Consider the following 26,593-nt stretch of genomic DNA (forward strand, 5'->3'; position numbering starts at 1 on the left):
CAGCAACTCCCCTACCACACTGATATTCGCCTAGAGTAATTCTAAAAGTAACAAGAAGTGAGTGCGACCAACCTCCTCGACAGGCCGTATGGCTAAGCTAGGGCAAGGGTTGATGCGGCACGCATCGTTCATTGCCCGTACTTAGACATTAGGCCTGTGGTTGGGAGCACGTTATCTGTCTAACAGTAAAGAAACCATTCAGAGCTGAAATATGTCCATAAAAAATAGCTGAGACCGCGTTATTCAAACGTTGGTCTTCAGCTATTTCTTTGCTAGCGAAAGGAGGCTGTTCCGCACTTCCACTAGTTAATGTTATCCTGAATCAACTGCTTACCCAATTCTGGGTTGTCGGAGTAGTCAACCGGGATGTCGACCACAACAGGCCCTTGGGTGGCAAAGGCCTTGTCGAGAACCTTGCCCAGGTCAGCGGCCTTTTCGACCCGCAGTCCCGTGGCGCCGAAGCTCTCGGCGTACTTGGCAAAGTCCACCGGGCCGAACTTGACCCCGGCGTCGTGGCCATACTTGAGTTCTTCTTGGAACTTAACCATGTCGTAGTTCCCGTCATTCCAAACCAGGTGCACGATGTTTAAGTTCAAGCGGACCGCCGTTTCCAGTTCTTGTGCGGAGAAGAGGAAGCCCCCGTCCCCAGATACGGAAACGACCTTGGAATTTGGCCGAACCAGGGCGGCCGCAATCCCCCATGGTAAGCCCACCCCTAGGGTTTGCATCCCGTTGGTGAAGAGCAGGTGGCGTGGTTGGTAGCTACGGAAGTGACGGGCTAACCAGATGTAGAAGGAACCAATATCGGCGGTCACGGTCATGTCATCGTCAATCCGTTCTTGCATCGCCGCGACGATGTTGAGCGGGTGGTTGAGGACTTGGCCTTCCTTAACTGGCTTCGGCTCGTCGCGGGTCGTGACCTCAATTTGAACCTGGTCCAAGAAGGCCCGGGAGTTCTTCGGCACGCTGTAACCAGTCAACTGTGGTGACAAGAGGGTCAAGGTTGAAGCGATGTCGCCGATCAGTTCACGTTCTGGTTGGAAGTTGTTGTCTAGTTGGGCTTGCTTGGTATCGATCACGACGACCCTAGCGCTTGCGGTCGGATCCCAGTTGCGTGGTTCGTATTCGATCGGGTCGTAGCCCACGGCGATCACGAGGTCGCTTTCCTTTAAGACCCGGTCCCCCGGTTGGTTACGGAACAGGCCGACCCGGCCGAAGAAGTCGCTTTCCAGTTCGCGGGAAATGATCCCGGCCCCTTGGAAGGTTTCCACGACCGGCAGGTGGGTTTCGGCCACCAGCTGGCGGATAGCGGCGGTGGTTTCTTCATCAGAAGCCCGCATTCCGACTAAGAGTACCGGTAACTTGGCGTCTTTAACCTGCTTGGCTAACCATTCCACGTCACTCAAGTTGGCTGGCCCCAACTTGACGTCTTCGCGCGGAGCTAACGGGGCGGAAGTGACTTCCCCGTCGGTGACGTCTTGCGGTACCGAAACAAAGGCCGCCCCCTGCTTTGGTGCGACAGCTTCTTGGTAGGCGTTGGACAAGACTTCGGAAAGGTTATTCGGGTCTTGGACTTCGGCGCTGTACTTGGTTACCGGTGCCAAGAGGGCGGCGTTATCCATGCTTTGGTGGGTTAGGCGCTTTAAGTCGCGGCGCGGAACTTGCCCTGAAATGGCCAAGACCGGGTCCCCTTCGGCCGTGGCGGTTACCAGCCCGGTGGCCAAGTTGGATACCCCAGGGCCAGAAGTGGTCAAGACCACCCCCGGCTTGCCGGTCAAGCGACCAATCCCACCGGCAATAAACGAAGCGTTTTGTTCGTGATGGGTTACGATTAGCTTAGGCGCCTTCGGGTTCACCGGGTGGTCCAACCGTTCAAAGAGCCGGTCGATCTTAGCCCCCGGCACCCCAAAGACGTACTTAACGTCGTGATTAGCAAGGCTGTCGACAATCGCGTCAGCCCCGTAGCGTTTCTTTTCTTCTGTCATTTCAATTCTCCCTTTGCCTGAATTTCGAATTTGCTCACTTTGGCGTCTCTCTTATCAGATCCTAGCACCAATAATTCGGCAATACCAGCTAAAGTCGCGCTAATCATCGTGATTTATTGAACAGTTTTCACCCCTCTGTTTGACTTTGTTCATTTAAACACTTATCTTTCTTCTTAACAAAGTGCAAATCCCTTTGAAATTAAACCTAAATTCTAGTAGTCAGGGGCGACTGGGCGCACCTAAAAGTTAAGAAATACTTTGTGTTGTGATTAAACGAACACACCAAAATTTTTACAAACTTTTGAGGTCCGGTATTACATCACCATTCCACCTTACGTTCCGTTCGGACGTTATTATGTGGTGAAGGAAGGGATTAAAAGAATAGAGGCTGAGGAGCAGGGTACTGTACCTTAGCCGAGGCCGGCAAAGAATTATTCAATCTTTTCTTTAAACATCATCCGCGATGAACAGAAAACGTCCCTAATGTGGCATTGCCTTCTTTAGGGCTTCACGAAGTTCAGGGTCGACCGCATAAATATATAAGCCGTGAACTCCCCGGGTTAGTAGAACATTCAATTCATTTCGGATCAGTTTTTCGGCAAAGGAACGCTTCTCACCACTTTGCAGGGTTCGTTTTTGGTTTGCATCCTTATTTGCGTGCGCTTTAGGATCAAACACGATCATACCATCACGGTATTTAACGGAGGGACCGATAATCACCCCCGCATAATTTAGATCAAACCCTTGAATTGTATACGTTGAGCCAACTTCATTAATGGTTTCACTTCGCTCGGCCCAGGATAAATTTCGGTAACTAACGCTTCGCTTTTGCTTTGTCTTCAGTTGATTGTTCCATGGCATTCGCCAGTCACCAATTTTAACGTCCCATGTTGGACTCCCATCCGCAGGTTTACTCCCGGTTGAAAAAGTCCAATCAAAGGTCGCAATTAGTCTGGAAATACCATTTGCGTAGTGGCTATCCAAGTCAGAACGGTTCTTGATTTGAATGGCATTCTCTAAATCCTTTGGCGAATCAAAGACCTTTATCTCGTACTTGCTATCTGATTGAAGTTTCCCAACTTTTTGGTGATCAACTAGGTTGCGAACCCATTGAATTGTTGATTCATTTGCGTCAATTCGTAATTGATTCTTTAGTTCAATCAAGTTATCCGACTTTAAGGCTTCACCAACCATCTTTTGAAGTTGTGCAGCTTCAACAATCTGTTGGGAACGTAAGACTTGGTGTTGGTCAAAGATGATCACAACCACTTTGCCCAATTTACGGAGGTCTTCTAGTTGATTAGTCCCCTGATATGACTGCTTACCTTGGGTCCATAGTAAGTGGGCCTCATCAACTAAGATGACGTCGGCCTTTTCACCCTTATTTATAAAACTGGTTGGCTTACCCACCAGATTTACATCGATCCCCAATTTCTTGGAAATTTCCCTATAAACCTTAACCTGTTCATCGTGATTAACCATGATGTGAACGTTTAGCGGATGGCCGTATTTTTTGTAACCCACCAAATCGTAAAATAAGTTACTCAACAATACGGTCTTACCAGCCCCGGCCTCACCCGTAACCATAATGAGTTGGCCCTCCTCGTCATTATCCAAAGAAGAATTAACCCGTTCCATGATTAGGTTTTTGGCTTCTAACTGTTCATGCGTCAGTTTGTGAAAGGGTGAAGCCTTAAAGATGGCTAAGTCTTTAAGCACATCCATCGCTGGGAATAATTCACTATTTTTCTGATGCAGTTGCGTCCATATTTGAGTAAAGATATCTTGGACTTCGTTTACCGGATAGTATTCATCTTGGTCATTTGAACGCCGATTATAGAGCGCCTTTACGTTCTCAACACTGCTTAGGTACAGCATCAACTGATTTTCAATATCGAGTGTCATCGACTTATTGAAGTGCTGGTGGCCGATCACATACATCTTGGCCGTTTTTGATTCCGATAGCTCCCGCCAATCTTCCCGACTTTTGGGATCGTCATGAAGATGTTGAGCAGTCCTTTTAGCAATATTATTGGTCTCACCAACGTAAACTGAATAAATTTTCTTCTTTTTCTTATCGTTTACAACATAGACAGTTGGGTACCTTGAAATAATCTTGCTTTCTTCTCTAGACTCGCCCTCTTCCAACTCCTTTAGGCCTTGGTTATTATAAGGGTACTCTTTAATCATCGGGTCTAGCTTCATTTCTTTACTCCCATTATCCTTCATACTTCGTTCACAGTTATTTCCTGTTATTCATTATACCGAATAATCACTGCTTATCAGTTGCTCATTTCTTCAACGCCCCCGACTTCTTGAACATTTTTCGTTCCACTTCGGCGATGTCATGGGCGGTCGGCTGTTGGTCAAAGGCTGCCTGGTGGCTGACCTTAAAGCTTTCCAGCATCGCGTACTTGGTGAAGGTCCGGGCGGTTTCAGATGACACCCGGATCCGTTCGTAGTTCTTCAAGCGCTCGTTGACGTAGAGGCCGGCCTCCCGGTTCATAAAGTCCAAGACGTCCAAATGAATCTGGGCTAACTTATTGGCCCGGTCGAGCTGGCGACGCACGGCGCTGGCACTAGCGCGAATCTTCACCCGTACCCCACCCTCAAAGATCAACATGACCTGTTCTCTGGCGAGTTCTTGGTAGTCACAAAGCAGGTGGGCCATGAAGTAGCCAGCGTCCGGCGCGTTCTTGTCCTTGTAAGGGATCAGCTTGTTTAAGCCCATGATGTAGGCTTCCGACAGCCGTTCCTTATGGGTGAAGCGGTCATAAAAGATCCGCTTGACCGGTTCGTGCCAGGCCCACGACAGGCAGTGATCTTGGCAGAAGTGCTGGAGCAAGGTCGGTAGCGGACTATCAACCAGCAGGGCGTCGCCTTCGTTAGTCACCACCACCGTTTGATGGTGACCACCCCGGTAGACGACTACCGTCTTTTTCCAATCAATCGTGTAGCTCTTGACCATGGTAAAATCACCTAGCAATGTCGTTGCATCGTGAAAATCAACTAGTGGTGCCATTTTTCCCAAAATCCTCCTCAAAATAATTTTTCCTTGTGGAACCGCTTTCACAGCCCCGCCGAATATAACCATATTTAAATTTTTCAGGCCTGTCAATAAAAATTCGCTAATGATTCATAAATTAGGAGAATTCCCTATATGGCGGTATTTTGGTATCTTTAACCTATCCCGGCCGGAGAAATAATCACGAAGGACTTGATACCATGATTACCGAACGAACGATGCGTGAAGGGTTGATCGACCTTTGTCGCCACGATCAGGAGCGCTTAGTCAAAATGGCCTTAGCCAAGCTCCACGTCAGCAAGTTTCACCGCCATTACGATGATTTTTACCAGGAGGGCTGTATCGCTTACGCTCGGGCCTACGTCGCCTTCAAAGGCAGTGTCGACGCCGAACGCGACCGCTTCTATGCCTTTGCTTATAAGTTGATTTATTGGCGGATTTTGGACCTCTTAAAGAAGAGTTGGCACCAAGAAGATGAGCGCCAGGTCTCGACCGACACCTCGCCGGCCACCGCCTATCACTTGGCAGCCATGCAAGACCCCTGGGCGGCTGGCTACCTGACCAACATCGAGAACCGCCAGCAGTGGGCCAGCCTGATGCGGGCCCTCTCCCTGCGGCAACAAGAATACCTATCCTTATTTCTCCAGCAATTTTCCAACGCCGAAATCGCCAAGCAACTACACATTTCCCGCCCCTCGGTTTACGAACTCCGGCGCCGCGTCTTTGCCATCGCCCGCCAGCTCTTTACCAAGGACCCGTAAGTTTATCATAGCGCGCCTTGTAGACACATTTTGTCGTTACACAACTTTTTTGGGGAAAATTTGCTATAATGTGACTATCAATAGAAGTAGGGGTTAATGGAACATCCATACGAAAAGTAGCGGTAGGAAGCCGAATACTCAGAATGTTTGTTATCTGAATATACGGTTTTCTACCGCTATTTTAAAATTCGTATTGGTTACGGACCTACTGATTCCTCAGAGGTTACCGACTTTTGCTAAGTCAATAATCTGCTGCTCAATTTGATCTCTGACCTTCCGAAAAACTACTATTCTATCCTGTTCGGATCTAGCTGCTAAAGCCGGGTCTGGAAGTAGCCAATGCTTTTTCTTGACCGTTGGTGGGGTGACTGGACAGCGATCACGAGCGTCTCCACATAAGGTGACAACTAGGTCACTGTGAAGCAAATAATCGGGATCAATTAACTTTGATGTTTGCTGGGAAATATCTATTCCTTTTTCAGCCATAACTTTAACAGCCAATGGATTCAAGCCATGCACCTCGACTCCCGCACTGGCAACGCGCCAATCATTGCCTAAAATTTTTTTAGCGAATCCTTCAGCCATTTGACTTCGACAAGCATTTCCAGTACATAGAAAATAAATTTGTGTCATCATTAATCCTCCATCTAAACTATTAGTGAACCAAAGCAGCTACTAAATCCATGTCTAAGTAACTGCTAAACTCGTTAATGGTTGGGTATTCACCGGTTTTTACCAACTGACCATCCACTAACGTAATTGGTAAAGCATTTATACCCTGACGTTTTAGTTCTTGGGCAACAATCGGATTTCGAACAAAGGCATCGGGATTCTGGGCTAAATTACGACGAATGAACATGGCCTACCCTTGTGCATTCACACTGACATACCGCTGAATGGCCGTTGTTTGAATCAATTCCTTATCAACGCTGGGACCACAAACACCGGTTGAACAACACATTGCTGGTTCAAAAAGCTCTATTTTTTCATTCTATTCATCTCCAAAGTAATTGTGATTTATATTTTCTAACCAAAAATCGATAATGATAACCAGAGGCCACATAGGGTAATAAACAACACTGGGATCGTGGTTACAATTCCAATTTTAAAATAAGTCCCCCATTTAATTTTAACTCCCTTTTGAGCTAACACATGTAGCCAGACTAATGTAGCCAAAGAGCCAATTGGGGTAATCTTAGGTCCCAAATCTGATCCGATTATGTTTGCGTACACTAACGTATGATGGATGAGCCCTGAAACGTCAGCGCCTTTGATTGATAGTGCATTAATCATGACGGTCGGCATGTTATTCATTAATGACGATAAAAGTGCTGCTAAGTAGCCCATGCCCATTGTGGCAGCAAACCGACCACCTTTTGCGATTTCGGTAATGACACCTGATAATAATGTTGTTAGACCAACGTTCTGAAGGCCGTAGACTACGACATACATACCGATTGAGAAAAAGACAATGTTCCAAGGAGCTCCTTTAATCGCTGCCATCGCATTAACATGGGAACTTCTTTGACCAACTATCAGAAAAATAGCCGCAATACTCAGTGCGATAAAGGAGACGGGGATTCCTAAGAAACCGCTACTAAAGTAACCAATCAATAGGAGGATTAAGACGACCCATGAAAACTTGAAAAGTCGCTGATCTTTTAGTGCAGAACTGGGTTCCGCAACCTGAGTGGCATCAAATTTTCGTGGCAATGCTTTTCGAAAGTAAAGATACAGGATACCAATACTACCTAACAGCGAAAATAGATCAGGAATCCACATTCTTAACGCATACGCTGAAAAGGAAATTCCAAAAAAGTCTGCAGAGACAATATTTACCAAGTTACTAACAATCATTGGTAAAGAAGTGGTATCGGCAATAAAGCCACTGGCAATAATAAAAGGGAAAACTTGCTTTTCATCAAAGTGTAAGGCACGAACCATTGCTAAAACAATGGGGGTAAGAATCAGAGCAGCCCCATCATTAGCAAAAAGGGCAGCAACGACGGCGCCTAAGGTGGTCACCAAAATAAACATGCGAATACCGTGACCGTTTGCCCAGCGAGCCATGTGTAAGGCGGCCCATTCAAAAAATCCGATTTGATCTAAAATGAGTGAAATCAGAATAATAGCCACGAAAGATAAGGTGGCATTCCAGACAATTCCGGTAACTTTTCCAACATCTTTAAAACTCACCACGCCAAACAATAATGCTAAAATTGCACCACCAACGGCTGTCCATCCAATTGATAATCCTCTAGGTTGCCAGATAACGAATAATAATGTGAGTAAGAAAATTCCAACGGCAAAAAAGACTTGCATGATACCTCCTAAACTGATTAATTATTTTTTTCCTTTAATTAATTAAACCGTTAAAAGCGTTTTTTCGTAATTTGGTTGCCATTGCATAACAGCAAAATGATTATTCGAAAGCTCTTTTACCTGATCAATCCATTTAACTTCGCTTTGCACTCGAGCCAGCAAACATGGATCAGTGGTTTGAGTTGCCAACATACTTTGGTTGACCACCCACCAAGTATGAGCTAGACTGGCTCGCTTCAAATCGTCATCTAACCGCATTGATTCATAAACCGGCGTGGCTTCTGGTAGCGTTACCATAACAATTTCAGTTTGCTTAGGATCTTGTAGTCTTGGTAACAGATTAACGACTGCTTGTGGGACGCTGCCGGAGGTATGGGCAACTTCTTGAGCATAGCTTTGGGTCGAGTTTAACAGTAAGAGTGTATGACCAGTCGGAGCCGTATCAACCACAACGACGTCACTATCATTTTGGGCGACTAACTCAGCAAAAGCTCGGAAGACAGCAATTTCTTGAGTACATGGTGAACGCAAATCTTCAGCGACATAATCAACATCATTAGACTTCATGGTCTTTTTAGCAGTAGTGAGAACTTCGTTTTGATATTCTTTTAAAGACTTTTCCTCATCAATATGGCTCACCTTGATCAGCGGGCTTGTGATTTTGAAGTATTTCAAATGATCAGCTGGGTCAGTGGTAGCCAAGTGCACGGTTTTGTGTTGAGCAGCTATCTTTTGGGCAATTTGAACGGCAACGGTTGTTTTACCAACGCCACCTTTGCCCATGGTGAAGATAATTTTTTTATTTGACTGCACTAAATTCTTCACGACAACATCCAGATCAGGAAAGTGACTAGCAGTAACCGGTTCCTCAGTGATTTGCGGCTGCTGGTCTTTCAATAGTAGTCGTAAATTAGCTAATCCCAATACGTTGTATGCTCGCAATGGGATTGCTAACTTGGGTAGCTGGTCTAAAGTGACTGGCATATTCTGCAAATCAGCTTGCTGTTGTTTAAAAATAGTCTGAGAAACTGCGTCGGTTGGCTGATTTAAGATACCGTTAATGATTAGTTGCTGGTTCTTAATGTTTAAGGCTGCCAACTCATGTGAAGCGCGTTGTGCCTCCAGAAGGGCGCCTTTTTGTGGTCGGGTAACTAAAAACAAAGTCGTCGCTTGAGGATTGCCTAAAGTTTCAACCGCTTTTTGATACATAGCTTTCTTATCATTTAAGCCAGCTAGTTGGCCGAGACAGGATGCACCACGATCATTCTTATCCAGGTAATTACTCCAAGCAGAAGGCAATTGCAGCATTCTTAAGGTATGGCCGGTCGGCGCGGTATCAAAAATAATATAGTCAAATTGCTGATTAATCTTAGAACTAGTTAGAAAGTTGGCAAATTCATTAAATGCAGCAATTTCAACCGTACACGAGCCTGATAATTGTTCAGCCATATTCTGAATGGCTTCTTTGGGCAACACGCCTCGATAAGGTTGAATAACCTGCTCGCGATACTCGTTCGCAGCAATGACCGGATCAAAGTTGGCAGCAAACAAACCGGAAATGTTTGGAATCGGCTTTGGCTGATTGGTTAAACTAACTTTAAAAACGTCCTGCAAGTTACTAGCTGGATCAGTGGAAACGATCATAACTCGGTGACCAGCATCAACTAAGCTAATTGCAGTGGCACTGGCAACCGTGGTTTTGCCAACCCCACCCTTGCCGGTAAAAAATAGGTACTTGGTTAAATTAATCTCTTGTGGCGAATACTTTTCCATCATTTTTCAGCTCCTTACATAGACACGCGTCTATGTATTGCTTAAAAAAACTTAATTGGCAACATCTTTTTCACAATCAGACCGTTGGCAAAGGCAGTGCTCATCAGCGGCTAACAGTTGGTCGGTATTCTGTTTAAACTCTTGGACAAACCTTTTTTGTAGGGAATAGTGTTGCCATTTCCCATCCTTTACCGCAAACACAATACCTGCATTTTGCAAAACCTTCATATGATGAGACAAAGTGGGTTGAGAAAGATCAAAATGCTGGAGGATATCACAAGCACAAAGTGATCCACATGAAAGCAGATCAATGATTTTTAGGCGGTTCGGGTCAGCCATTGCTTTTAGCATTTGAACGTAATTTTGATAATCCATTTTTTCTCCTTCCATTACATAGACGATCATCTATGTATAGTATAAGAGCTACTCCAATGGCTTGTCAACTTTGTTAAAACCCTAAATTGCAAGATTAAGTGAGCCACCCGGCCACGGGAGTGGCCGAGGTTTATACTGCTAATGTTTCAGGGCCAACTATCTTAAGTATTTCCTCTTCAAATCTGTCTAGAGAAGACTTACCACCAAGAATCTTTCTTGGGTAGGAGTTGAGCCTCAGGTTTGCTTGTTCAACGTCAAATTCACTGAACAATTGTAAACTGGTACCTTTAGTGATACTTCTACGAAGGAGCCGATTGTTGTTCTCGTTGGTCCCTCGTTGCCATGGCGAGTAAGCATCAGCATAGTCTACTTGGTCAACTTCATTAGCGACCTCAAAGAACTCACTACCATTGGGCACTGCCCCCTGTCAAGGTAACACTTTAGAAATCTAAAATTATTAAGTTATGCAATCTCACTTCTGTAGTAATCTACAGCGGTGAGATTCTTTCTTTTACCGGATATTTCAACGGTGTTGAAGTACTTAACGCCTTCTGCCACTAACTTTAAGAGTTGGTCATACGTTTGAGGCGCTGGCTGGTGTGCCAGCCACAGATGTTTGAAGTCACACCACCAGCGCTCAATTACCGCATTATCAGCCGGGGTCCCCGGCGCTGACATACTGTGGACGCATTGGTTTTGGATAAGGTAATTACTGAATTCCCTTGAAGTGTAGGCAGATCCACGATCTGTATGAATTAACGGAGCCAACCTACTGGTCTTCTGTTTAGCCAATTCAAAAGCTTTAATTACGTCCTTGGCGGTTTCGGTTGGAGATATGAAGTAACTAAGCGCATAGTTCCCATACAAATCTATGATTGCGTGCAGTCGTACCTTGTTTCCACGACCGTAAGTAAGTTCCGTAGTATCAGTCACCCAGACCTTATTAGGCTGGTCAGGGGCAAATTGGCGATGTAATACATTGTCTTCAAGGTACTGTTGTTGTTCTTTAACCCGGTTACGACGCGGTTGGCGAATGTCAGCTTTGATCCCGTGCTCACGCATAATCCGCCGGACCCGTTTAATGTTAATCGGGAAGTCGAAGCTAAAAGTGTACTCTTTAATCTTGCTGGTATCGCTATTAAGAATGGCCGTGACCTTCCGGTAACCCGCACAGTTCAAATGGCGTTTCTCGATTTGACGAATCGCCGCCAAAATCTTCGCATTCTCGATTTCTTGCTGGGTCTTGATCTGCCTTTTCTTGAGCCAAATGTAATATGACTTACGCGACGTGTTTGCTACCGCCGCCAACTCGGTCACTGTGTAACCTTCCTTAACTAGTTCCTGAATCGCTTCGTATTTTGCGGATCGTCCACCTCCCGATTGCGTATTTCTCTCAATTTTTTTGCGAAAGCTCGCTCCACTTCTAAGCGCCGAACTTTTGCCTTGAGTTGTCGGTTCTCTTCTTCTAACTGTTCTTCGCGCGTTAAAGCGTCACCTTTGGGACGCGGCTTTTTACCTCGCCGGTCCTTTAAGACTTCCCAGTTACCGGTGGCCTGATATTTTCGAACCCAGTCATACACTCGGTTATACGAAACGTCGAACTCCTTAGCTGTTACTTGGTAATCACTGTCATGATCAAGTGCCCACTGGACAATCTTAATCTTTTCGTCGTAACTGACTTTCCGTCCCATTTTCCTAACCCGCTTTCCTGCGCCTTTCGGTGCTAGTAGTTTGCCACTATTGTACCGAATAACCCAGTCGGTTAGTTGAGAATTACTGCGAATATTGTACTTATGAAGCACTTCCTGGCGTGATAAGCCGTTATCTTGATAGTCGACAACCGCTGCCACTTTTAGGTCAATTGAATACCGGCGGTTGGTCGCGCTCCGCCTAACCCCCAGTACTCCTTCCTGAAGGAATCCTTTAATCCAACGACGTAATGAACCATCGTGGATCCCGTTGTAATCAGCGAAAACCTTGATCGAAAGATCCGAATCCTGATAACAACTTAGAAAATATAGCCGATCTAGTGTCGAATAGCTTGGCAAATAAAAATCCCCCTAGCGATAATAAGTCTTGGGTTTCATACTTGTTACCTTTAAGGGGATTATAGCCTTGTCTGGAGTGATTGTTTTAAAGATCTCGTCAAAGTAGTCAACTGTAAGCTCTTTGAGCTTGGTAATAACTCCAGAAACCGCATTAGGCGTTTTTGATGTGATCTTAAAAGCAAGGTTATACCTGGTAAGTCTCTCTGCGAGAACGAGAATTACTGGATCTTCAGCTGACTTTTTACCTTGAACGGTATCCATTTCCCAATGACCGAAAGTGGTGCGAGTTTCCACCTCTTTTGGTCGTTGGGAAATGTTCTTACCTGGCTGTTCACGCTTTGGAGTTCGACCATGTTTGGCCTTAGTACGCCGAGTTTTCTCTAGAAGGTCAATAATCTTCGTTCTTAGGAGTCCCTTATCAATCCAGTTGTAAATGGACCTTTCCGATGCGGGAAGCTTTACGTCGTCATTAACAAGCGATTCTGCAATCTTGAGCGCAGCGTAAGGTGAGCATTTTTGCGAATCTAATGATTCAAACTTGTCATGATCCTTAAAGTCAAATTCGCCCAACATAAGATCATCAAGCAAATTAATGATTTCAGGAGATGATTGATAAATTGGTGTTCTGCCACAGTTAGACCTGCTTTTTTCATAACGTTCTTGAGCCGTATAAGGGTCATAGTACTCCTTGTAGTAGCAGTAAACCTTACCGTTATTCGACTGTTTGGACATTTTGGTGACCATTCCTCGCTTAATCTCACGATCAATGGTCCCGTGAGCAACACCTATATACTGGGCAATCATTCGGTTAGAGTATTCAAGCTCTTTAAGCACAGAGATCTTAACACGATCATCGATCGTCAGGTGAGAACCTTTAGATCTAGTAGAAACATTAGTGTCTGTCGTGATATCATTTAAGTGCGTCATTGTACGTATCTCCTCATTTTGGTTTGGTCACTTAAAATGATACACGATACGTCACAATGACGTTTTTTATTTTGCCAATGACTGGCTAACCTCATTCTACAATTCGCCAGCACAAAAATTATCAAAAAAACCGCAAAACTTTTCAAAAAAAGACGGCTTGTGCAATTTTGTCCAAAGCAAATACACAAGCCGTTTTTCGTCTCAATTGTTGTTATACCAATGGTCTTTGTTAATTCACAAGTCGCTCGTGAAGAAAATCGAAATCCCTTCCCCGGTCAATAGTTATCTCCTTTCTCGAGGCCGACTGGTTCGTGAAGAAAAGTGATCAAGTCCCAGCGTTGTCTTCAACCTTGTGATTTTTACAGTTGCATTCCCAGCCAAGTCAAGAGCAAGCCGCCCAGGTAGGAACTGGTGATGTATAACAGCGCAGCGCCCTTTCTCCCTTCGTCAAAGAGGCTAATCAATTCGACGTTAAAAGTCGAAAAGGTGGTAAAGCCCCCCAACAAGCCGGTGGTCCAAAACTTGCCACTTTCGGCCGGTAAGTACTGGCTCAAAAGCCCGAGGGCGAAGGAACCTACTAGGTTGATCACCAGTGTAGCCAGTGGCCAGTCGATTCTTGTCTTCTTCCATAGTTGCGTTAGCTGCCAACGAAGCCAGGCGCCCAGCCCGGCGCCCACACCGATCATGATCATTGTGCCTTCCCCACTTTCTTAGCGAGCCAAAAGCCCAGGCCAGCCATTACCAGGCCCGCCACCGCCGTCACCAATAGGTAGGCCAGGCCCAGGACAACATTAGTTGATAATAGCCCCACCGTTACCGTACTCATAGTCGAAAAGGTGGTAAAGGCGCCGATCAAGCCGGTCCCGACGCCTAGATTGACCCAGCTGGGAAAGGCGCCCCGTTCAATACCCCAGTACGTCCAAAAGCTTAACAAAAAGGCCCCGACTAGGTTTACTAACAAGGTGGCGATGGGGGTTACCACAACCAGGCCTAGTGCCGCCCGCAAAATGCCGCCGCTAAATCCGCCGATTAGCACGGCGCTCCCGTTTTTCATCTATTCTAACCTCCATTGGTCTAATCAAATTCTAATAATAAGTAAGAACAAGTTGATTGTCAATGGCTTAGGGGGACAAGTATAATTATGAATGGAAAAATTGGAAAAGAGGAAATTGGTTCAATGAAGATGCGCAGAATTGACCATGTGGTATTACCGGTGGCTGACTTAAACGTCGCCCGCCGTTTCTATCATGAGGTGTTTGACATGCCGGTGCTCGACCAGCAATCCACGGATGACGTGGTGACCTTACGGTGCGGCCACCAGCTGATTCGCCTGGAGAAGGTTGACCGGGACAGTGACCTGGTCGCCACTAAGCTTGTTCCCGGTGCCGCCGACCTGTGTCTCGTTGCCGGTGACGACATGGACGCCATTGTCCACCACCTGCGGTCCTACTTTATTGACCTAGTGGCGGGTCCCGTCGCCAAAAACGGCGCCGAAGGACCGATGACGTCCGTTTACCTACGCGACCCCGACCAAAACTTGATCGAGATCGCCGTCTATGAAAATAAATAATTTGGGGTCTATTCAAGCGCTTTTAAGATCGCTATAATGGATCTCGTTGATTTTTGAGAAATGAGGTGTTACGAATGGTTGTAACCATGAAACAAACTGCCAAGGCAACCGAAGCCACTTACATGCGCAAGGCAACGCTGGAGGATTTAGACCGGATCTGGGAGATCGTTGAAGACGCCCGCGCTCTTTTGAAGGCTGATGGTAGCGAACAATGGCAAAACGGTTACCCAACCCGGTTAACCTTCCAACAAGATATTGAGTTTGGAAACTGCTACCTTATGATTGCAGGCGACCGGATTGCCGGCACCGTTACCCTGATGCCACAGGGCGACACCCACTATAACTACATCGTTGACGGGGAATGGGCGATGCCTGGTCACCCGTTTGCGACCATTCACCGGATCGCCATTGACTCGGCTTACCGCGGCCGTCACTTCGCCAACTACATCATGTCGACGATGATTTCCGTGGCTTACGCACAAGGGATCCGCAACTTCCGGATCGCCACCCACGACAAGAACGACCGGGTCCACAACCTGGTCCAAAACTTCGGCTTCGTTAAGCGCGGCAAGGTCTACACGGGCCCGACGCCGGACGACCTGCGTAACGTTTACGAGTTGAACTTGAAGTAGAAGTGCGACCAACCTCCTCGACAGGTCGTAGGGCTAAGCTAGGGCGAAGGTTGGTGCCCTGGCACCGTTCTTTGCCCGTACTTAGCCACTAGGCCTGTGGTTGGGAGCACGTTATTAAGAAGTGCGACCCAGCCAACTGGCAGGCCGTGAGCTAAGTCAGTACGTCGGTTTACACTAAATTTGAACAAACGGCCCCCCGCTGGACGGGGAGCCGTTTTTCATTTCCCCCAAAACATTCTATAATATAGATAATAACTAGTTGAAAGGGGGCACCATGATGGCAAAACTGGAAGTTTCGGCGACCAAGCGCCTGCGCCAAATCGTCAACGTCATCAGCAAGAACCATTTCCTGGCCAACTTCTACCACCAAACCAACCCGGAAGTGATCGTGGCCGCCCTGGAGGAGTTGGGCCCCACCTTCATCAAGCTCGGTCAACTCCTCTCCACGCGGCCCGACCTGGTTTCACCGTCTTACATTTCCGCCCTAGAAACCCTGCAAGATCAGGTCCAAGAAGACGATTTCGACACCGTTAAGACCACCATCGAGGAATCGACCGGCCAAACTTTAGCAGAGCTGTTTGCCGACTTTGAAAAACATCCCTTCGCCTCGGCTTCGATCGGTCAGTGCCACCGGGCCCACCTCCACGACGGGACCGAAGTGGTGGTCAAGGTCCAACACCCCGCCGTTCGCCAGCTGGTCGAAGTCGACCTCGCCCTCTTCACCCGGGCGGTCCGCTTGCTTAAGTACGTTCCCGAGGGCAGCGTGGTTGACCTGCCCCAGGTAGTCGAACAACTGGGCCAGTCCCTGCGCTCGGAGATTGACTTCACCATCGAAGCCCAGGCCACCCAACGCTTTTACGAACTCAATAACGGCCGGGGAATTTTCTTGGCGCCCAAAGCCTTTGTCGACCAATCATCCAGCCGGGTGTTGGTTACCCAATACATGCCGGGCGACTCGATCAAGGGGCTCTTGGCCGACCCGCCGACCCTAGCCCTTCCCGACGGCCTTTCCTTAACCGACGTTCGTAAGGGCGTTGCCCGGTCACTCGTCGAAAACTTCATCCAAGAGGTCTTTTACGACCGCTTCTTTCACGCCGACCCCCACCCCGGCAACCTCTTTTTCCTGCCGGTGCCCGCGGGCAGCACCCAAACCACTACCCAGTTTCAAAAGCAGTTTGGCGATTTGACCCTGACGATTAACAATCAAACGCCCCTACCGCCTTACCGGCTGGTGTACCTGGACTTCGGGATGATGGGGACCCTGCCGGCTAGCCTAGCCCAGGGAATCGCCCAGGTGATCTTGGCCATTACCACTAAGGATAGCTACCAAATCAGCCAGGCGATTTTACGGATTTGCAACCAAACCGGCCCGGTCGACGAGCAGTCCTTTAACCACCAGTTGGCCAGCTTCTTACGCCCCTACCTCAACACCGGCCTTAAGGATTACAACTTCTCCCAGATGATCTTTGAGGTCACCAGCCTCTGCCGCAGAAACCACCTCCAGGTTAAGCCGGAAGTGACGATGCTGCTGCGGGCCTTTGGGACCCTGGAGGGCACGGTCGCCAAGCTCGACCCGTCGATTTCTTTAATGGACATTGCCCGTCCCTTTGCCAAGCAGTACTTTAAGGAGCACTTTAACCCCAAGCACTTTACCGAGGGGCAGGCGCTCAAACTCTTGCGGGCAGCCGGGGCCACCACCAGTATCCCGATCCGGATGGCGACCTTCTTGGAGCAACTCACTAACGGCGAACAACGCCTAAACCTGCACTACCAGGGGCAAGACCGGGTGCTGGCTAAGCTCGAAGCGCTGCTTAACCGCCTCTTGACCGTGATCGTCTTAGCCGCCATCATCCTCGCCTCGTCGATCCTGGTGGTCGGCGGCACCACCCACCCCCTGATCTACAAACTGGGGGTCAGTGGTTACCTGCTGGCGATCATCATCTTGCTCGGCTTAGTGATTGCCAACACCTGGCGGCGGTTCCACCGCTAGGGCAAAATGGTGGCGTCCGCTTTTCAAATTGGTCTATAATGATCAAAAAGGAGGAATTATCATGGCAGAAGAATTACCTAGTTACGCAAGTAAAGTGATCAGCGTGCGTCCCCTGACGGACGACTACCTCGAAATCCTACTCGAAATCCCGGCTGGTTTCACCTGGGAGGCCGGCCAGTACATGCGCTTAGGCCTACCCACCAAGGAAGTGACCGACCAAAAGAAGGTCCGCGCCCTGTCCTTTGCGAGCCTACCGGCGGACGGTCACATCCTCTTAGGTACCCGGACCCGCCAGCACGGCGAACCTTCTTCGTTTAAGGCCAACGTGCAAACCCTGGTGCCGGGCGAAGAAATCCAAATCCTCGGCCCACTGGGCAAGTTTACCTTAAAGGACGAAGACAAGCCCCTCGTCCTCTTTGCCAGCGGGGTGGGGATCACCCCTATCCGCGCCCTGGTCAAGGAACTCCACGACACTAAGTCAGACCGCCCGGTAGAAGTGGTCTACGTCGCGGATGGCTTCCACCTCTACCAAGAGGACTTTGAAAAGTGGGCCGCCGACATGCCAAATCTGACCCTGACCCTCTTAGACCACGGTAAGGACGCCGTTGCCCACCTGACGGAACTGGCAGAACAAAAGGGCAACGAGGTTCGTTACTACCTGTCCGGTTCACCAGCGATCGTCGAATCTAACCATGACCTCCTTGTTAACGCTGGGGTCGATGAAGACCTCGTTGAAGTCGACAAGCTGTACGGGTACTAGCAGCAAGTGGTGACCAACCACCCTCTCAATAAGTAAAACCGGCTAATCCGCGTTTCTTTGCGAATTAGCCGGTTTTTGTGTTATCTGAGCTGTAAAAACGATTGCCTCATTTTAGTTTCTATCCTTAGCCCACGGCCTGCCCTATGGCTGAATCGCACTTCCGATAACGTGGAAAATGACCACAGACCTAGTGCCTAAGTACGGGCGAAGAACGGGTGCCAAGGCACCAACCTTCCCCCTAGCTTAGTCATACGGTCTGTCGAAAAGATCATTCCCCACTCCTTGTGCTTTAATACTGCGTAAACTCGTGGTTTAAGTGCATCAACAAGCCATCCAAGGCACCACGCAGGTTGGCCTGGTTGCCGAAGCGGGCGGCCAGCAAGTCAGGCTTGGTAACGTCGGCCAGCAGGCGCGGGTCCTGGCGTTGGAGCGCCTCAAACTGGTAGTCAATTTCGGCCAGGAGACTGGGTTGACTGCTAATGCCGCCCCCTAGCAGCACCCGGTCCAAATCAAGGACGGCTTGAAGGTTGATTAACAGCAGGGCCACCCGCCGGCAAAAGGCCGAAAAGATTGGCCAGGCCCGGTCGTCACCCTCATCAATTTTTTCAAAGACCGCCCAGCCGTCGTGGGCATCCTTGATCTTGCAGGCGACCGCCACGTCTTCGATCATCTTGACGGCTGAAGTCGTGGCGCCAACCGTGGTCGCGGGCGTCGGTTCATCAAAATTGGTGACCATTGCGCTCACCTGGCCGGTTTGAAAGTGGCGGCCGCTCATCAAGTGGCCGTTCAGCACCAGTTCCCCACCAACTGAGGTGCCCAGGGTGATCAGGGCGCCGTTTTCGACCCCCTTCAGCCGCCCCTGCCACAGTTCCGCCAGGGTCGCACAGTTGGCGTCGTTACCAATAAAAACCGGGCAACCACTTGCCAGGCGGATGTAACTGGCCAGGTCAAAGGTCCCCATGAAGCTGAGTGCCCCAGTGAAGGTCACGGTCCCTTCCATCGGGTCAACAATCCCGGGTACGCTGACCCCGATGCCGACCACCGAGTCCTCAAGCTTACCCACCAACTGGTCCAGTAGCTTCAAAAAGTCCTCCTTATTGGTCGGGGTGGCGACGCTGCGGTGTTCTTGCATCTTACCGCCGCGGTCAAAGTGGGCGTACTTGGTCGCCGTTCCTCCAATATCAATGCTAAAATAACGGTGTTCCATGACAGACCTTTCCCTTCGCTTTTCTTTTTATTATAGCTTGTTTACGCTTCCAATTGAAAGAAGGTTGTTAAATGAACGACGATTTTCTGCGTGGCTACTACCAGGGCGCCGTCGAAACCGCCCCGGCGAGCCTGTCCGCATACGATACGGCGACCCTGGCGATGACGATGGTGGTCCAACACCTCCGTCACACCAACTTACCCGAAGAACGGATCACCGACCTGGTCAATCACCTGCTCTTCACTACCGCCGGCGACCCCACCACGGCGGCGCGGTTACTGGAATTAACCAAGGCGGAACTGGAATCCCTCGCCGCCCGCTTAATGGCCAAGGGGCTCGGCAAATAAAAAGAGCCCGCGGGAATCGTTTTCCCTCAGGCTCTGCCATTTTCTTGAACTGTACAACATTCGGCGTCGATCATCCCGGGTACGCAATCGCACGGGACCGCATCCGGCGCCGTTTTAATTTTTTCAGCTAGGATGGCTTGCAGCTCCTGCAGGTCTGCCACCGACATCGTTGACCGTTCGACTAAGTGCCTAATCGTCTTGCCCGCCCGCATCTGGCACATGGCGTCGAAGAGCTGGTCGACGGCCTGGTCCATCGTGTTTTGCTCCGGAATCAGGGGCGTGTAAATAAAGGCCCGCCCCTCCTGGGTGGTTTTCAGCGCCCCTTTTTTAACCAACCGCCGCAGCAATGTCTTGATCGTGGCCGGCTTCCAGTCGACCCGCTGCTTTAAAGCGTCAATCACCTGGGCGCTGGTTACCTGGCCCAGGGTCCAAGCGACCCGCATGACCCGCCATTCCGCCGGGCTGATGTCCATTTGTTCGTTCACGTCGGGTTCCCCCTTTCCACTCCAGTTTACAAGTGTACCCGTCAGCTGACAACCGTTTCGGCCGTTAATCAAATTGGTCTAGTTGTGAACTTGAGTTAGTTGACCGGCCGGCGCCCCGCTTTGGTTCGTTCCAATTTTACAAAAGAAGGGCGTTGCTTTTTCAATTAAGCAAGCCCACCAAGCCTTTAAAATGGGCGTTTCTTAATGGAAATTGGGTGTGGATTTGCTCAGCGGCTTCTAACGAGAAACTTAGCACAATCTTATCACCGCTCCCGATAATCTTTGTTATCATAATCGTGGAAACAAGAAATGGTTTAAATAAAAAGGAGTGGTCATCATGATGTCTACAATGAGTAATGTAATCGCAATCGTCACCTTTGTCGCTTTAATCATTGCAACCTTAACCCACTCATTTAAGCTGCGTCACTAAGATCGGAAGTGGGATACAACGGACCGGATGTAAGACTATGCGAACGGTTGTATGAACCGCACCGTTCCTCACCCTACTTAGGCACTAGGTCTGCGGTTGGTTACACCTTAGCCGATAAATATTCATCAATCAAAAACGGGCTGGAAGAAACAAGCTTCCAACCCGTTTTTTGTGTAGCCAGGGGTTAACCTCAACCGGATCTTGATGATGTCGCCAGGCACCAGGGTGGCAGCGTCGATCGTTTGGTACTTACCGTCCCGTAAGGCGTTGGCTTGGGGGGCTATTCCCTTTTTCAACGCCACCAACGCGCTGGAGGCCTTTTGCGACTGCCAGAGGTCAATGGTTACGTTGAAAATCAACAGTAGCATGATGATAATGAAGTCGTCCCAGTGGCCAATGATGGCCGAAATGATGGCGGCGGCTTCAATCATGTACTCAATTGGCCCCATGAAGGCATGGACCAGCTTGTGGGTGAAGCTTTCTTCCTTTTCCTCCAGGGCGTTGGCGCCGTACTTTTGCAAGCGGGCTTGCGCCTCGCTTGCCGAAAGCCCAGTTTTAGCGTCAGCCCCCAAATCTTGCATTACCTGATCCAGCGGGGCCTTTTCTAGGTCAACCCCGCTGGTTTTTATAGATAGCGAATCGACCACCGGTTTTAATTAGTGGCAAATAGCATAATAACACGGTAATTTGCAATCCTATTAAGCTTTATTACTATAAAGTTGATTATTTTCAATTTGCCAAGAAAACGGGTACAGTATGGTTAATCAAGTGATAACGAGGCCAAAAAAGGTGAAATATGGACCAACGATTTTGGATATCCGTAAAGCCAAGAAGATCAGCTTGAAGAATCTTCTGCAAGACCAAATGACCCCGTCCAGTTACAGCCGCTTCGTCGACGGGAAGACCGAGACGTCGGTCAATAACTTCGTCGCACTCCTTGAAAACCTCAATGTTACCTTCGATGAATACCTCTACATCAATAACGGTTACCAAAACAGCCGCTACGACCAACTCTACCGCAAGTTAACCACCGCTCTGAAGGCCGATGACGCCCCGGCCCTGATCGTCCTCGTTAACCAGATCAACGCCTTTGCCCAGAGAAGCCCCGACAACTTGCGGATGAAAAACCTCTTAGACATGGCGATGCTCGCCCTCAACCACGTTCAAGGCGACCCGCTTAACCCAACCGCCAGAGAGGACCTGGTCAAGTACCTGATTAATTGCGAAACTTGGACCCACTACGAGATCATGATCTTTTACAATTTCATCTTCATCTTCGACGTTGAAACCGTGATCGTGATCCAAAAGCGGCTGATCCGGGTCATCTCCCGCTACGATAACCTGCGCCTTTACGGGAGCGAACCCTTCCGGACCCTGGTTAAAATCACCATGTTTTACCTCGAGCACGGTAAGGTCTTAGAAGCCCTTGAATCTTTGATGGACCTGCGCGACTTTGACATCCAAGAAGAGTTCTTGTTTGAGCGGACGATGTACAAGTTCGTCGCCGGTGAAACCTACACGATCACCAATACCAACCGAATCAAGGCGATCGACGACGCCTTAAACATCTTTCAGGCGGCCGGGTCCACCCACCAGGTAAACCGACTGGTCGATCACATAAAGCTGGTCGTCAAGGCCAACCAGTTCCACAACGATGACTTCGACGCTTTGATCGAAAAGTGGGGCGGCACCCCATCGACGAAGACACCGACCACCACCACCGTTTCCTAACCCCTCCCCAGTGACGGAAGATTCCGTGACCGGGGATTTTTTTGTCCCCAAATGAAAGCAAGCCTGGTAAGGATTTTGGGAAATCCTTTTCCTAAAATTGCCAAATGGGTGTTGACAGCGTTTTCAGGAGTGGTTAGTATTGGTGTATCGATAAACCAGAGCGCTTTCATCAGCTGCTCTCATCGAGGAGGATAAGAGATATGGATTATTTGATTGGTGTTGACGTTGGTACGACCTCGACCAAGGCCGTCTTATACGATCAACAAGCAAACGTGCTTCAGGACTTCAAGCAGGGCTACTCGCTGTACCGGGACGCCAGTGGGATGGCGGAGCAAAACCCCGACACACTGGTGGAAGCCGTCCAAAGCGTGATTAAGCAGGCGGCCCAGGCGGCTAACCTTGACCAAGGGAAACTCTTAGCGGTTTCTTTTTCTTCGGCCAACCAGAGCTTGATTTTGCTGGACGACAAGCACCAGCCCCTAACCCGGGCGCTGACCTGGGCCGACACCCGGGCCTGTGCGGTGGCTGACCAGCTCAAGCGGACGCCGGCTGGTAAGCAGCTCTACGCCAGCACCGGGACCCCCATTCACCCGATGTCGCCGTTAACCAAGCTCTTGTGGCTTAAGCAGGCCCACCCTGATTTGATGGCCAGGGCTAGCTACTTTGCCGACATTAAGTCCTACCTGTTTTACAAGCTGTTTGGGGTCTTCAGGTTTGACGTCTCGATCGCTTCTTGCACCGGGATGTTGAACGTAACCACCGGTGACTGGGACGAACGCGCCCTTGCGTTAACCGGGGTTCAACCAGAGCAGCTCCCTGAAGTCGTTAGCGGAACCACCCAGGAAATTGGCCTGCTCCCTGACGCAGCCAGCGCAATGAGCATTCCCGCCCAAACCCCCTTTGTCTACGGGGCCTTTGACGGTGCGCTGTCTAACTTAGGGGTCGGGGCAATTGAAAAGGACACCGTCGCCATTACGATTGGGACTTCGGCGGCCGTCCGGGTGGTCACCGATCATCCAGTCATTGATCCTAAGCAACGCCTCTTCTGTTACGCCGTTGATAACGGCCTCTGGGTTGTCGGTGGCCCCCTCAACAACGGGGGTGACGTCTTCCAATGGGCGGTGGAACACCTAGTCGATGCCTCCGCCGTCCAAAACGAACAAGTCGACGCCTACGAACTGGCCAACGACGTCATCGCCTCGGTTCCGGCCGGGGCTCACGGGCTCTTGTTCCACCCCTTCTTAGGTGGGGAACGGGCACCGCTTTGGGACGCCAACGCCCGCGGTAGTTTCTTCGGTCTTTCCCAACTTCACACCCGGGCCGACATGCTCCGGGCGGTAATGGAAGGGATCAACATGAATATTGCGACCGTCTTTACCGCCGTTGCCGACCTGGTTGGCAAGCCGCGCACAGTAACCGCCACCGGGGGCTTTGCCAACTCGGAAGTTTGGCGGCAAATGCTCGCCGACGTCTTAAACTGCCCCGTCAACATCCCGAACTCCTTTGAATCCGGGTGCTTAGGGGCCATTACGATGGCGATGGTGTCGTTAGGGATGGCTGACGACTTGAGCGCCGTGACTAAGTTGGTGGGGGAAGTTAAATCCTACCACCCTGACCTAACAAGCGTGGCCACCTACCAAAAGTACCTCCCCGTTTTCCGCCAGGTGGAAGGACTTTTGTCGCCAGCCTACTCTACCATCGCGAACTTGCAGGAAGATTAATCATTTAGGAGGATTAATTCCATGCCATTATTAATTGTTTTACTTGGTGTTATCCTGTTGGTCTTCATGATCGTCAAGCTGAAGCTTAACACCTTTGTTTCCCTAGTTGTTACCTCGTTTGTCATTGCCCTGCTCCTCCAAATCCCGGTCGCTAAAATTCCGACCACGATTGAAACCGGGATCGGGGGCCAATTGGGGCACTTAGCCATCATCTTCGGGTTTGGTTCGATGCTCGGTAAGCTCGTTTCCGATTCCGGTGGTGGTTACCGGATCTCGACGACTTTGATCAATAAGTTTGGGCGCCGCTGGATTCAATTAGCCGTCATTTTGGCCTCCTTTATCATCGGGTTGGCACTGTTCTTTGAAGTGGGACTGGTCGTTGTCTTACCGATCATCTTCATCATTGCCCGCGAATTGGACATGCCGCTGATGTACCTGGGGGTCCCAATGGCCGCTACCTTGAACGTGACCCACGCCTTCTTGCCGCCTCACCCGGCCCCGACGGCAATCACCGAAATCCTCGGTTCTGAAATCGGCCACGTCCTCTTGCTCGGGATCATCGCTGCTATCCCAACCATCATCATCGCCGGACCGGTCTTTAACTGGGTGCTCCAACGGGTTTACCCGAAGGTTTACCGCAAGGACATCGACATTTCCGTGTTAGGCCACTACAAGACCTTCAAGCTGGAAGAAACACCGGGCTTTGGGATTTCCGTTTTGACTTCCATGATGCCGGTTATCCTGATCATCATCGCCACCCTGTGCTCTTTCACCCTGCCAAAGGGCAACGTAGTTAACCAAGTAATTCAATTCGTCGGGGCGCCAGACGCCGCCATGCTCTTGTCAATGCTGTTCGCCGTTTACACGATGGGGATCAAGCGAAACAAGAAGATGGACGAAATTTCCGAATCCATGGTGGCCTCGGTTAAGCAAATCGCCATGATGCTCTTAATCATCGGTGGTGGTGGGGCCTTCAAGCAGGTCTTAGTTGACGGTGGGGTTTCCAACTACGTTTCGACCCTCTTCGCCCACACCAGCCTGTCGCCAATCTTTGCCGCATGGCTGATCACCGCCATTCTGCGGGTTTCGCTGGGTTCCTCAACGGTTTCCGCCATGACGGCCGCCGGGTTAATCGCCCCGATGGCCCACCAATTCGGTCACGGTTCCGCCATGTCCGCTTTGATGGTGTTGGCCGTTGGTGCCGGGTCCGTCTTCTGCGACCACGTTAACGACGCCGGCTTCTGGATGATCAAGGAATACTTCGGTCTTTCCTTAAAGGAAACCTTCCTTTCCTGGTCAACCTTGACCTCCGTCTTATCCCTGGCCGGATTAGCAACGGTTTACGGCATGTCGCTCTTCTTAGCTTAATTCACTTTTTCTTTCCGGACTCAAGCCATTGTGCTTGGGTCCTTTTTGCTTTTGACAATCACTCGCCCATGGAGCATTGCATCGTGGTAAACTAGGTTTATTAGTCTTACAAGGGGGAGTTACAAGGTGCGACGATTAACAATTACCGACGTAGCCCGGGAAGCCGGGGTTTCCACCACCACCGTTTCCCGTTACTTAAACGGGCACTTCGAAAAAATGGGGGAAGAAACCAAGGAGCGGGTGGCCAAGACCATCAAGCGGCTCAACTACGCCCCGTCCGCCTCGGCCCAAAAGCTCCGTCAAAACGAAAGCCACCTGGTGGGGGTATTGGTTGGTGAAATCTCTAACCCTTTCTCTTCGCTGCTTTCCAAGGGGATCTACGACGTTTTACAGGGGGCCGGCTACGATATCCTCCTGATGAACGCCGACAACTCAACGGCGACCGAAGCCCGGGCCCTGCAGCGTTTTGTCGCCCAACAAGTCGATGGGGTCATCGCCCAGCCCAGCGCCATCCATTTTAGTCAGTTCCAAACTTTGACCGATGCCAACATCCCCCTGGTTTTAGTTGACCGGGAGGTACCGGATCAGCCCGCCACCGTTGGCCGGGTGACCTCCGCCAACCAGGACGCCTGTTATTACCTGGGCCCAACCCTAGTGGAGCGCGGCTACCAAAACATCATCACCGTCTCGGCCCACTTTGCCGAGGCATCCGGGCAGATCCCCCGGATCGCCGGTTTCCAAAAGGCTAGCCGCACCTTTGGCTTTAACTACTCCAACATTGAAACTAAGGGTCACGACAAAGTCTGGCTGCGCGCCACCCTCTCCCATCAATTAGCCCGTTTGACCGGGCGCACCGTCATCATTTCCCTGATGGGGCCGGTCTTGTTTGACCTACTCGCCGTCTTTAAGGAACTGGGGCTTAAGTTCCCTAAGGACGTGGGGCTGGTCTCCTTTGATGACTGGGAGTGGTCCAGCTACGTCAGCGACGACGGGATCTTCTTGTTACGCCAAGACATGGAATTGATGGGCAACATGGCTGCCACCGCCCTGTTAAAGCAGCTCCAAACCAAGACCTTAACGAGCCCAACCACCCTGCTGCCGGTGACCACCATTGACCGCCCATCATTATAAGGAGA

At 49.7% G+C, this 26,593-nt stretch carries 24 protein-coding genes and 3 pseudogenes; 10 read left to right on the forward strand and 17 right to left on the reverse strand.

Annotation, left to right across the window (positions count from 1 at the left end):
* Positions 1-302 precede the first annotated feature (302 nt).
* From alsS to FG166_RS05535, 3 genes are all read right to left on the reverse strand, one after another.
* Positions 303-1,985, reverse strand: coding sequence for an acetolactate synthase AlsS (gene alsS / locus FG166_RS05525; RefSeq protein WP_003682909.1), 1,683 nt, complete (start codon positions 1,983-1,985; stop codon positions 303-305).
* Positions 1,986-2,465: 480 nt separating this feature from the next.
* A complete protein-coding gene (locus FG166_RS05530; RefSeq protein WP_035431026.1) occupies positions 2,466-4,190 on the reverse strand; it encodes a DUF2075 domain-containing protein in 1,725 nt (574 codons plus the stop codon).
* 85 nt (positions 4,191-4,275) lie between these two features.
* Positions 4,276-5,007 carry a hypothetical protein gene (locus tag FG166_RS05535; protein WP_240839883.1) on the reverse strand — a complete coding sequence of 244 codons (732 nt, stop codon included), beginning with the start codon at positions 5,005-5,007 and terminating at the stop codon, positions 4,276-4,278.
* Between the two features lie 203 nt (positions 5,008-5,210).
* Between FG166_RS05535 and FG166_RS05540 the strand changes: the two genes are divergently transcribed.
* Positions 5,211-5,771 (forward strand): sigma-70 family RNA polymerase sigma factor, encoded by a 561-nt coding sequence (locus tag FG166_RS05540; RefSeq protein WP_003682901.1) that lies wholly within the window; start codon positions 5,211-5,213, stop codon positions 5,769-5,771.
* Between the two features lie 216 nt (positions 5,772-5,987).
* Here the strand turns inward: FG166_RS05540 and arsC are convergent, their stop codons facing one another.
* From arsC to FG166_RS05590, 11 genes and pseudogenes are all read right to left on the reverse strand, one after another.
* Complete coding sequence (arsC, locus tag FG166_RS05545) at positions 5,988-6,404, reverse strand: arsenate reductase (thioredoxin) (protein ID WP_035430993.1); 417 nt, start codon at positions 6,402-6,404, stop codon at positions 5,988-5,990.
* A 22-nt stretch (positions 6,405-6,426) separates the two neighbouring features.
* Positions 6,427-6,753 (reverse strand): annotated as a pseudogene (gene arsD / locus FG166_RS05550) (arsenite efflux transporter metallochaperone ArsD).
* 44 nt (positions 6,754-6,797) lie between these two features.
* Complete coding sequence (locus FG166_RS05555) at positions 6,798-8,093, reverse strand: arsenic transporter (protein ID WP_003682896.1); 1,296 nt, start codon at positions 8,091-8,093, stop codon at positions 6,798-6,800.
* A gap of 42 nt (positions 8,094-8,135) precedes the next feature.
* Positions 8,136-9,866 (reverse strand): arsenical pump-driving ATPase, encoded by a 1,731-nt coding sequence (gene arsA / locus FG166_RS05560; RefSeq protein ID WP_035431023.1) that lies wholly within the window; start codon positions 9,864-9,866, stop codon positions 8,136-8,138.
* Between the two features lie 51 nt (positions 9,867-9,917).
* Positions 9,918-10,241, reverse strand: coding sequence for an ArsR/SmtB family transcription factor (locus FG166_RS05565; RefSeq protein WP_004563100.1), 324 nt, complete (start codon positions 10,239-10,241; stop codon positions 9,918-9,920).
* Between the two features lie 130 nt (positions 10,242-10,371).
* Positions 10,372-10,653: pseudogene (locus FG166_RS09765) on the reverse strand (transposase); the annotation flags it as partial.
* Between the two features lie 50 nt (positions 10,654-10,703).
* On the reverse strand, positions 10,704-11,588 hold the full coding sequence (locus FG166_RS05570) for an IS3 family transposase (RefSeq protein ID WP_107760586.1): 885 nt from the start codon (positions 11,586-11,588) through the stop codon (positions 10,704-10,706).
* Positions 11,576-11,932 (reverse strand): helix-turn-helix domain-containing protein, encoded by a 357-nt coding sequence (locus FG166_RS09715; protein WP_021353571.1) that lies wholly within the window; start codon positions 11,930-11,932, stop codon positions 11,576-11,578. The genes FG166_RS05570 and FG166_RS09715 overlap by 13 nt, the downstream gene beginning before the upstream one ends.
* 375 nt (positions 11,933-12,307) lie before the next feature.
* Positions 12,308-13,216: pseudogene (locus tag FG166_RS05580) on the reverse strand (IS30 family transposase); the annotation flags it as partial.
* A 359-nt stretch (positions 13,217-13,575) separates the two neighbouring features.
* The gene (gene crcB, locus FG166_RS05585; RefSeq protein ID WP_003683569.1) at positions 13,576-13,908 is read right to left on the reverse strand and encodes a fluoride efflux transporter CrcB; all 333 of its coding nucleotides are present in this window, start codon (positions 13,906-13,908) and stop codon (positions 13,576-13,578) included.
* Positions 13,905-14,270 carry a fluoride efflux transporter FluC gene (locus tag FG166_RS05590; RefSeq protein WP_003683567.1) on the reverse strand — a complete coding sequence of 122 codons (366 nt, stop codon included), beginning with the start codon at positions 14,268-14,270 and terminating at the stop codon, positions 13,905-13,907. Before FG166_RS05590 ends, crcB begins: the two co-directional genes overlap by 4 nt.
* Positions 14,271-14,393: 123 nt before the next feature.
* Between FG166_RS05590 and FG166_RS05595 the strand changes: the two genes are divergently transcribed.
* The 4 genes from FG166_RS05595 (at position 14,394) to FG166_RS05610 (ending at position 18,168) form a co-directional block, all read left to right on the forward strand.
* A complete protein-coding gene (locus FG166_RS05595; protein WP_035431115.1) occupies positions 14,394-14,786 on the forward strand; it encodes a VOC family protein in 393 nt (130 codons plus the stop codon).
* 74 nt (positions 14,787-14,860) lie between these two features.
* Positions 14,861-15,418: a GNAT family N-acetyltransferase gene (locus FG166_RS05600; RefSeq protein ID WP_003683563.1), complete on the forward strand. Its 558-nt coding sequence runs from the start codon at positions 14,861-14,863 to the stop codon at positions 15,416-15,418.
* Positions 15,419-15,692: 274 nt separating this feature from the next.
* Positions 15,693-17,408, forward strand: a complete 1,716-nt coding sequence (locus FG166_RS05605; protein WP_003683559.1) for an ABC1 kinase family protein — start codon at positions 15,693-15,695, stop codon at positions 17,406-17,408.
* A 61-nt stretch (positions 17,409-17,469) separates the two neighbouring features.
* Positions 17,470-18,168 carry an FAD-dependent oxidoreductase gene (locus FG166_RS05610; protein ID WP_003683557.1) on the forward strand — a complete coding sequence of 233 codons (699 nt, stop codon included), beginning with the start codon at positions 17,470-17,472 and terminating at the stop codon, positions 18,166-18,168.
* 289 nt (positions 18,169-18,457) lie between these two features.
* Here FG166_RS05610 and FG166_RS05615 read toward each other — a convergent pair whose 3' ends face one another.
* Positions 18,458-19,375, reverse strand: a complete 918-nt coding sequence (locus FG166_RS05615; protein WP_003683555.1) for an ROK family protein — start codon at positions 19,373-19,375, stop codon at positions 18,458-18,460.
* A gap of 71 nt (positions 19,376-19,446) precedes the next feature.
* Between FG166_RS05615 and FG166_RS05620 the strand changes: the two genes are divergently transcribed.
* Positions 19,447-19,722 (forward strand): hypothetical protein, encoded by a 276-nt coding sequence (locus FG166_RS05620; protein WP_003683553.1) that lies wholly within the window; start codon positions 19,447-19,449, stop codon positions 19,720-19,722.
* Between the two features lie 26 nt (positions 19,723-19,748).
* Here the strand turns inward: FG166_RS05620 and FG166_RS05625 are convergent, their stop codons facing one another.
* Together FG166_RS05625 and FG166_RS05630 are read right to left on the reverse strand one after the other, a co-directional pair.
* Complete coding sequence (locus tag FG166_RS05625; protein ID WP_012391310.1) at positions 19,749-20,207, reverse strand: CopY/TcrY family copper transport repressor; 459 nt, start codon at positions 20,205-20,207, stop codon at positions 19,749-19,751.
* A 555-nt stretch (positions 20,208-20,762) separates the two neighbouring features.
* A complete protein-coding gene (locus tag FG166_RS05630) occupies positions 20,763-21,284 on the reverse strand; it encodes a cation-transporting P-type ATPase (RefSeq protein ID WP_003683545.1) in 522 nt (173 codons plus the stop codon).
* A gap of 142 nt (positions 21,285-21,426) precedes the next feature.
* Here FG166_RS05630 and FG166_RS05635 point away from each other — a divergent pair, with 142 nt between their 5' ends.
* The 4 genes from FG166_RS05635 to FG166_RS05650 all read left to right on the forward strand — a co-directional run bounded on the left by FG166_RS05635 (position 21,427) and on the right by FG166_RS05650 (position 26,588).
* Positions 21,427-22,368 carry an Rgg/GadR/MutR family transcriptional regulator gene (locus FG166_RS05635; protein WP_035431085.1) on the forward strand — a complete coding sequence of 314 codons (942 nt, stop codon included), beginning with the start codon at positions 21,427-21,429 and terminating at the stop codon, positions 22,366-22,368.
* A 200-nt stretch (positions 22,369-22,568) separates the two neighbouring features.
* The gene (locus tag FG166_RS05640; RefSeq protein ID WP_003683542.1) at positions 22,569-24,089 is read left to right on the forward strand and encodes a gluconokinase; all 1,521 of its coding nucleotides are present in this window, start codon (positions 22,569-22,571) and stop codon (positions 24,087-24,089) included.
* A gap of 21 nt (positions 24,090-24,110) precedes the next feature.
* Positions 24,111-25,457 carry a gluconate:H+ symporter gene (locus FG166_RS05645; protein ID WP_003683541.1) on the forward strand — a complete coding sequence of 449 codons (1,347 nt, stop codon included), beginning with the start codon at positions 24,111-24,113 and terminating at the stop codon, positions 25,455-25,457.
* Positions 25,458-25,583: 126 nt separating this feature from the next.
* A complete protein-coding gene (locus FG166_RS05650; protein ID WP_003683539.1) occupies positions 25,584-26,588 on the forward strand; it encodes a LacI family DNA-binding transcriptional regulator in 1,005 nt (334 codons plus the stop codon).
* Positions 26,589-26,593 lie beyond the last annotated feature (5 nt).

Source organism: Limosilactobacillus fermentum, assembly GCF_013394085.1.
In the GTDB taxonomy this organism is placed as follows: Bacteria; Bacillota; Bacilli; order Lactobacillales; family Lactobacillaceae; genus Limosilactobacillus; species Limosilactobacillus fermentum.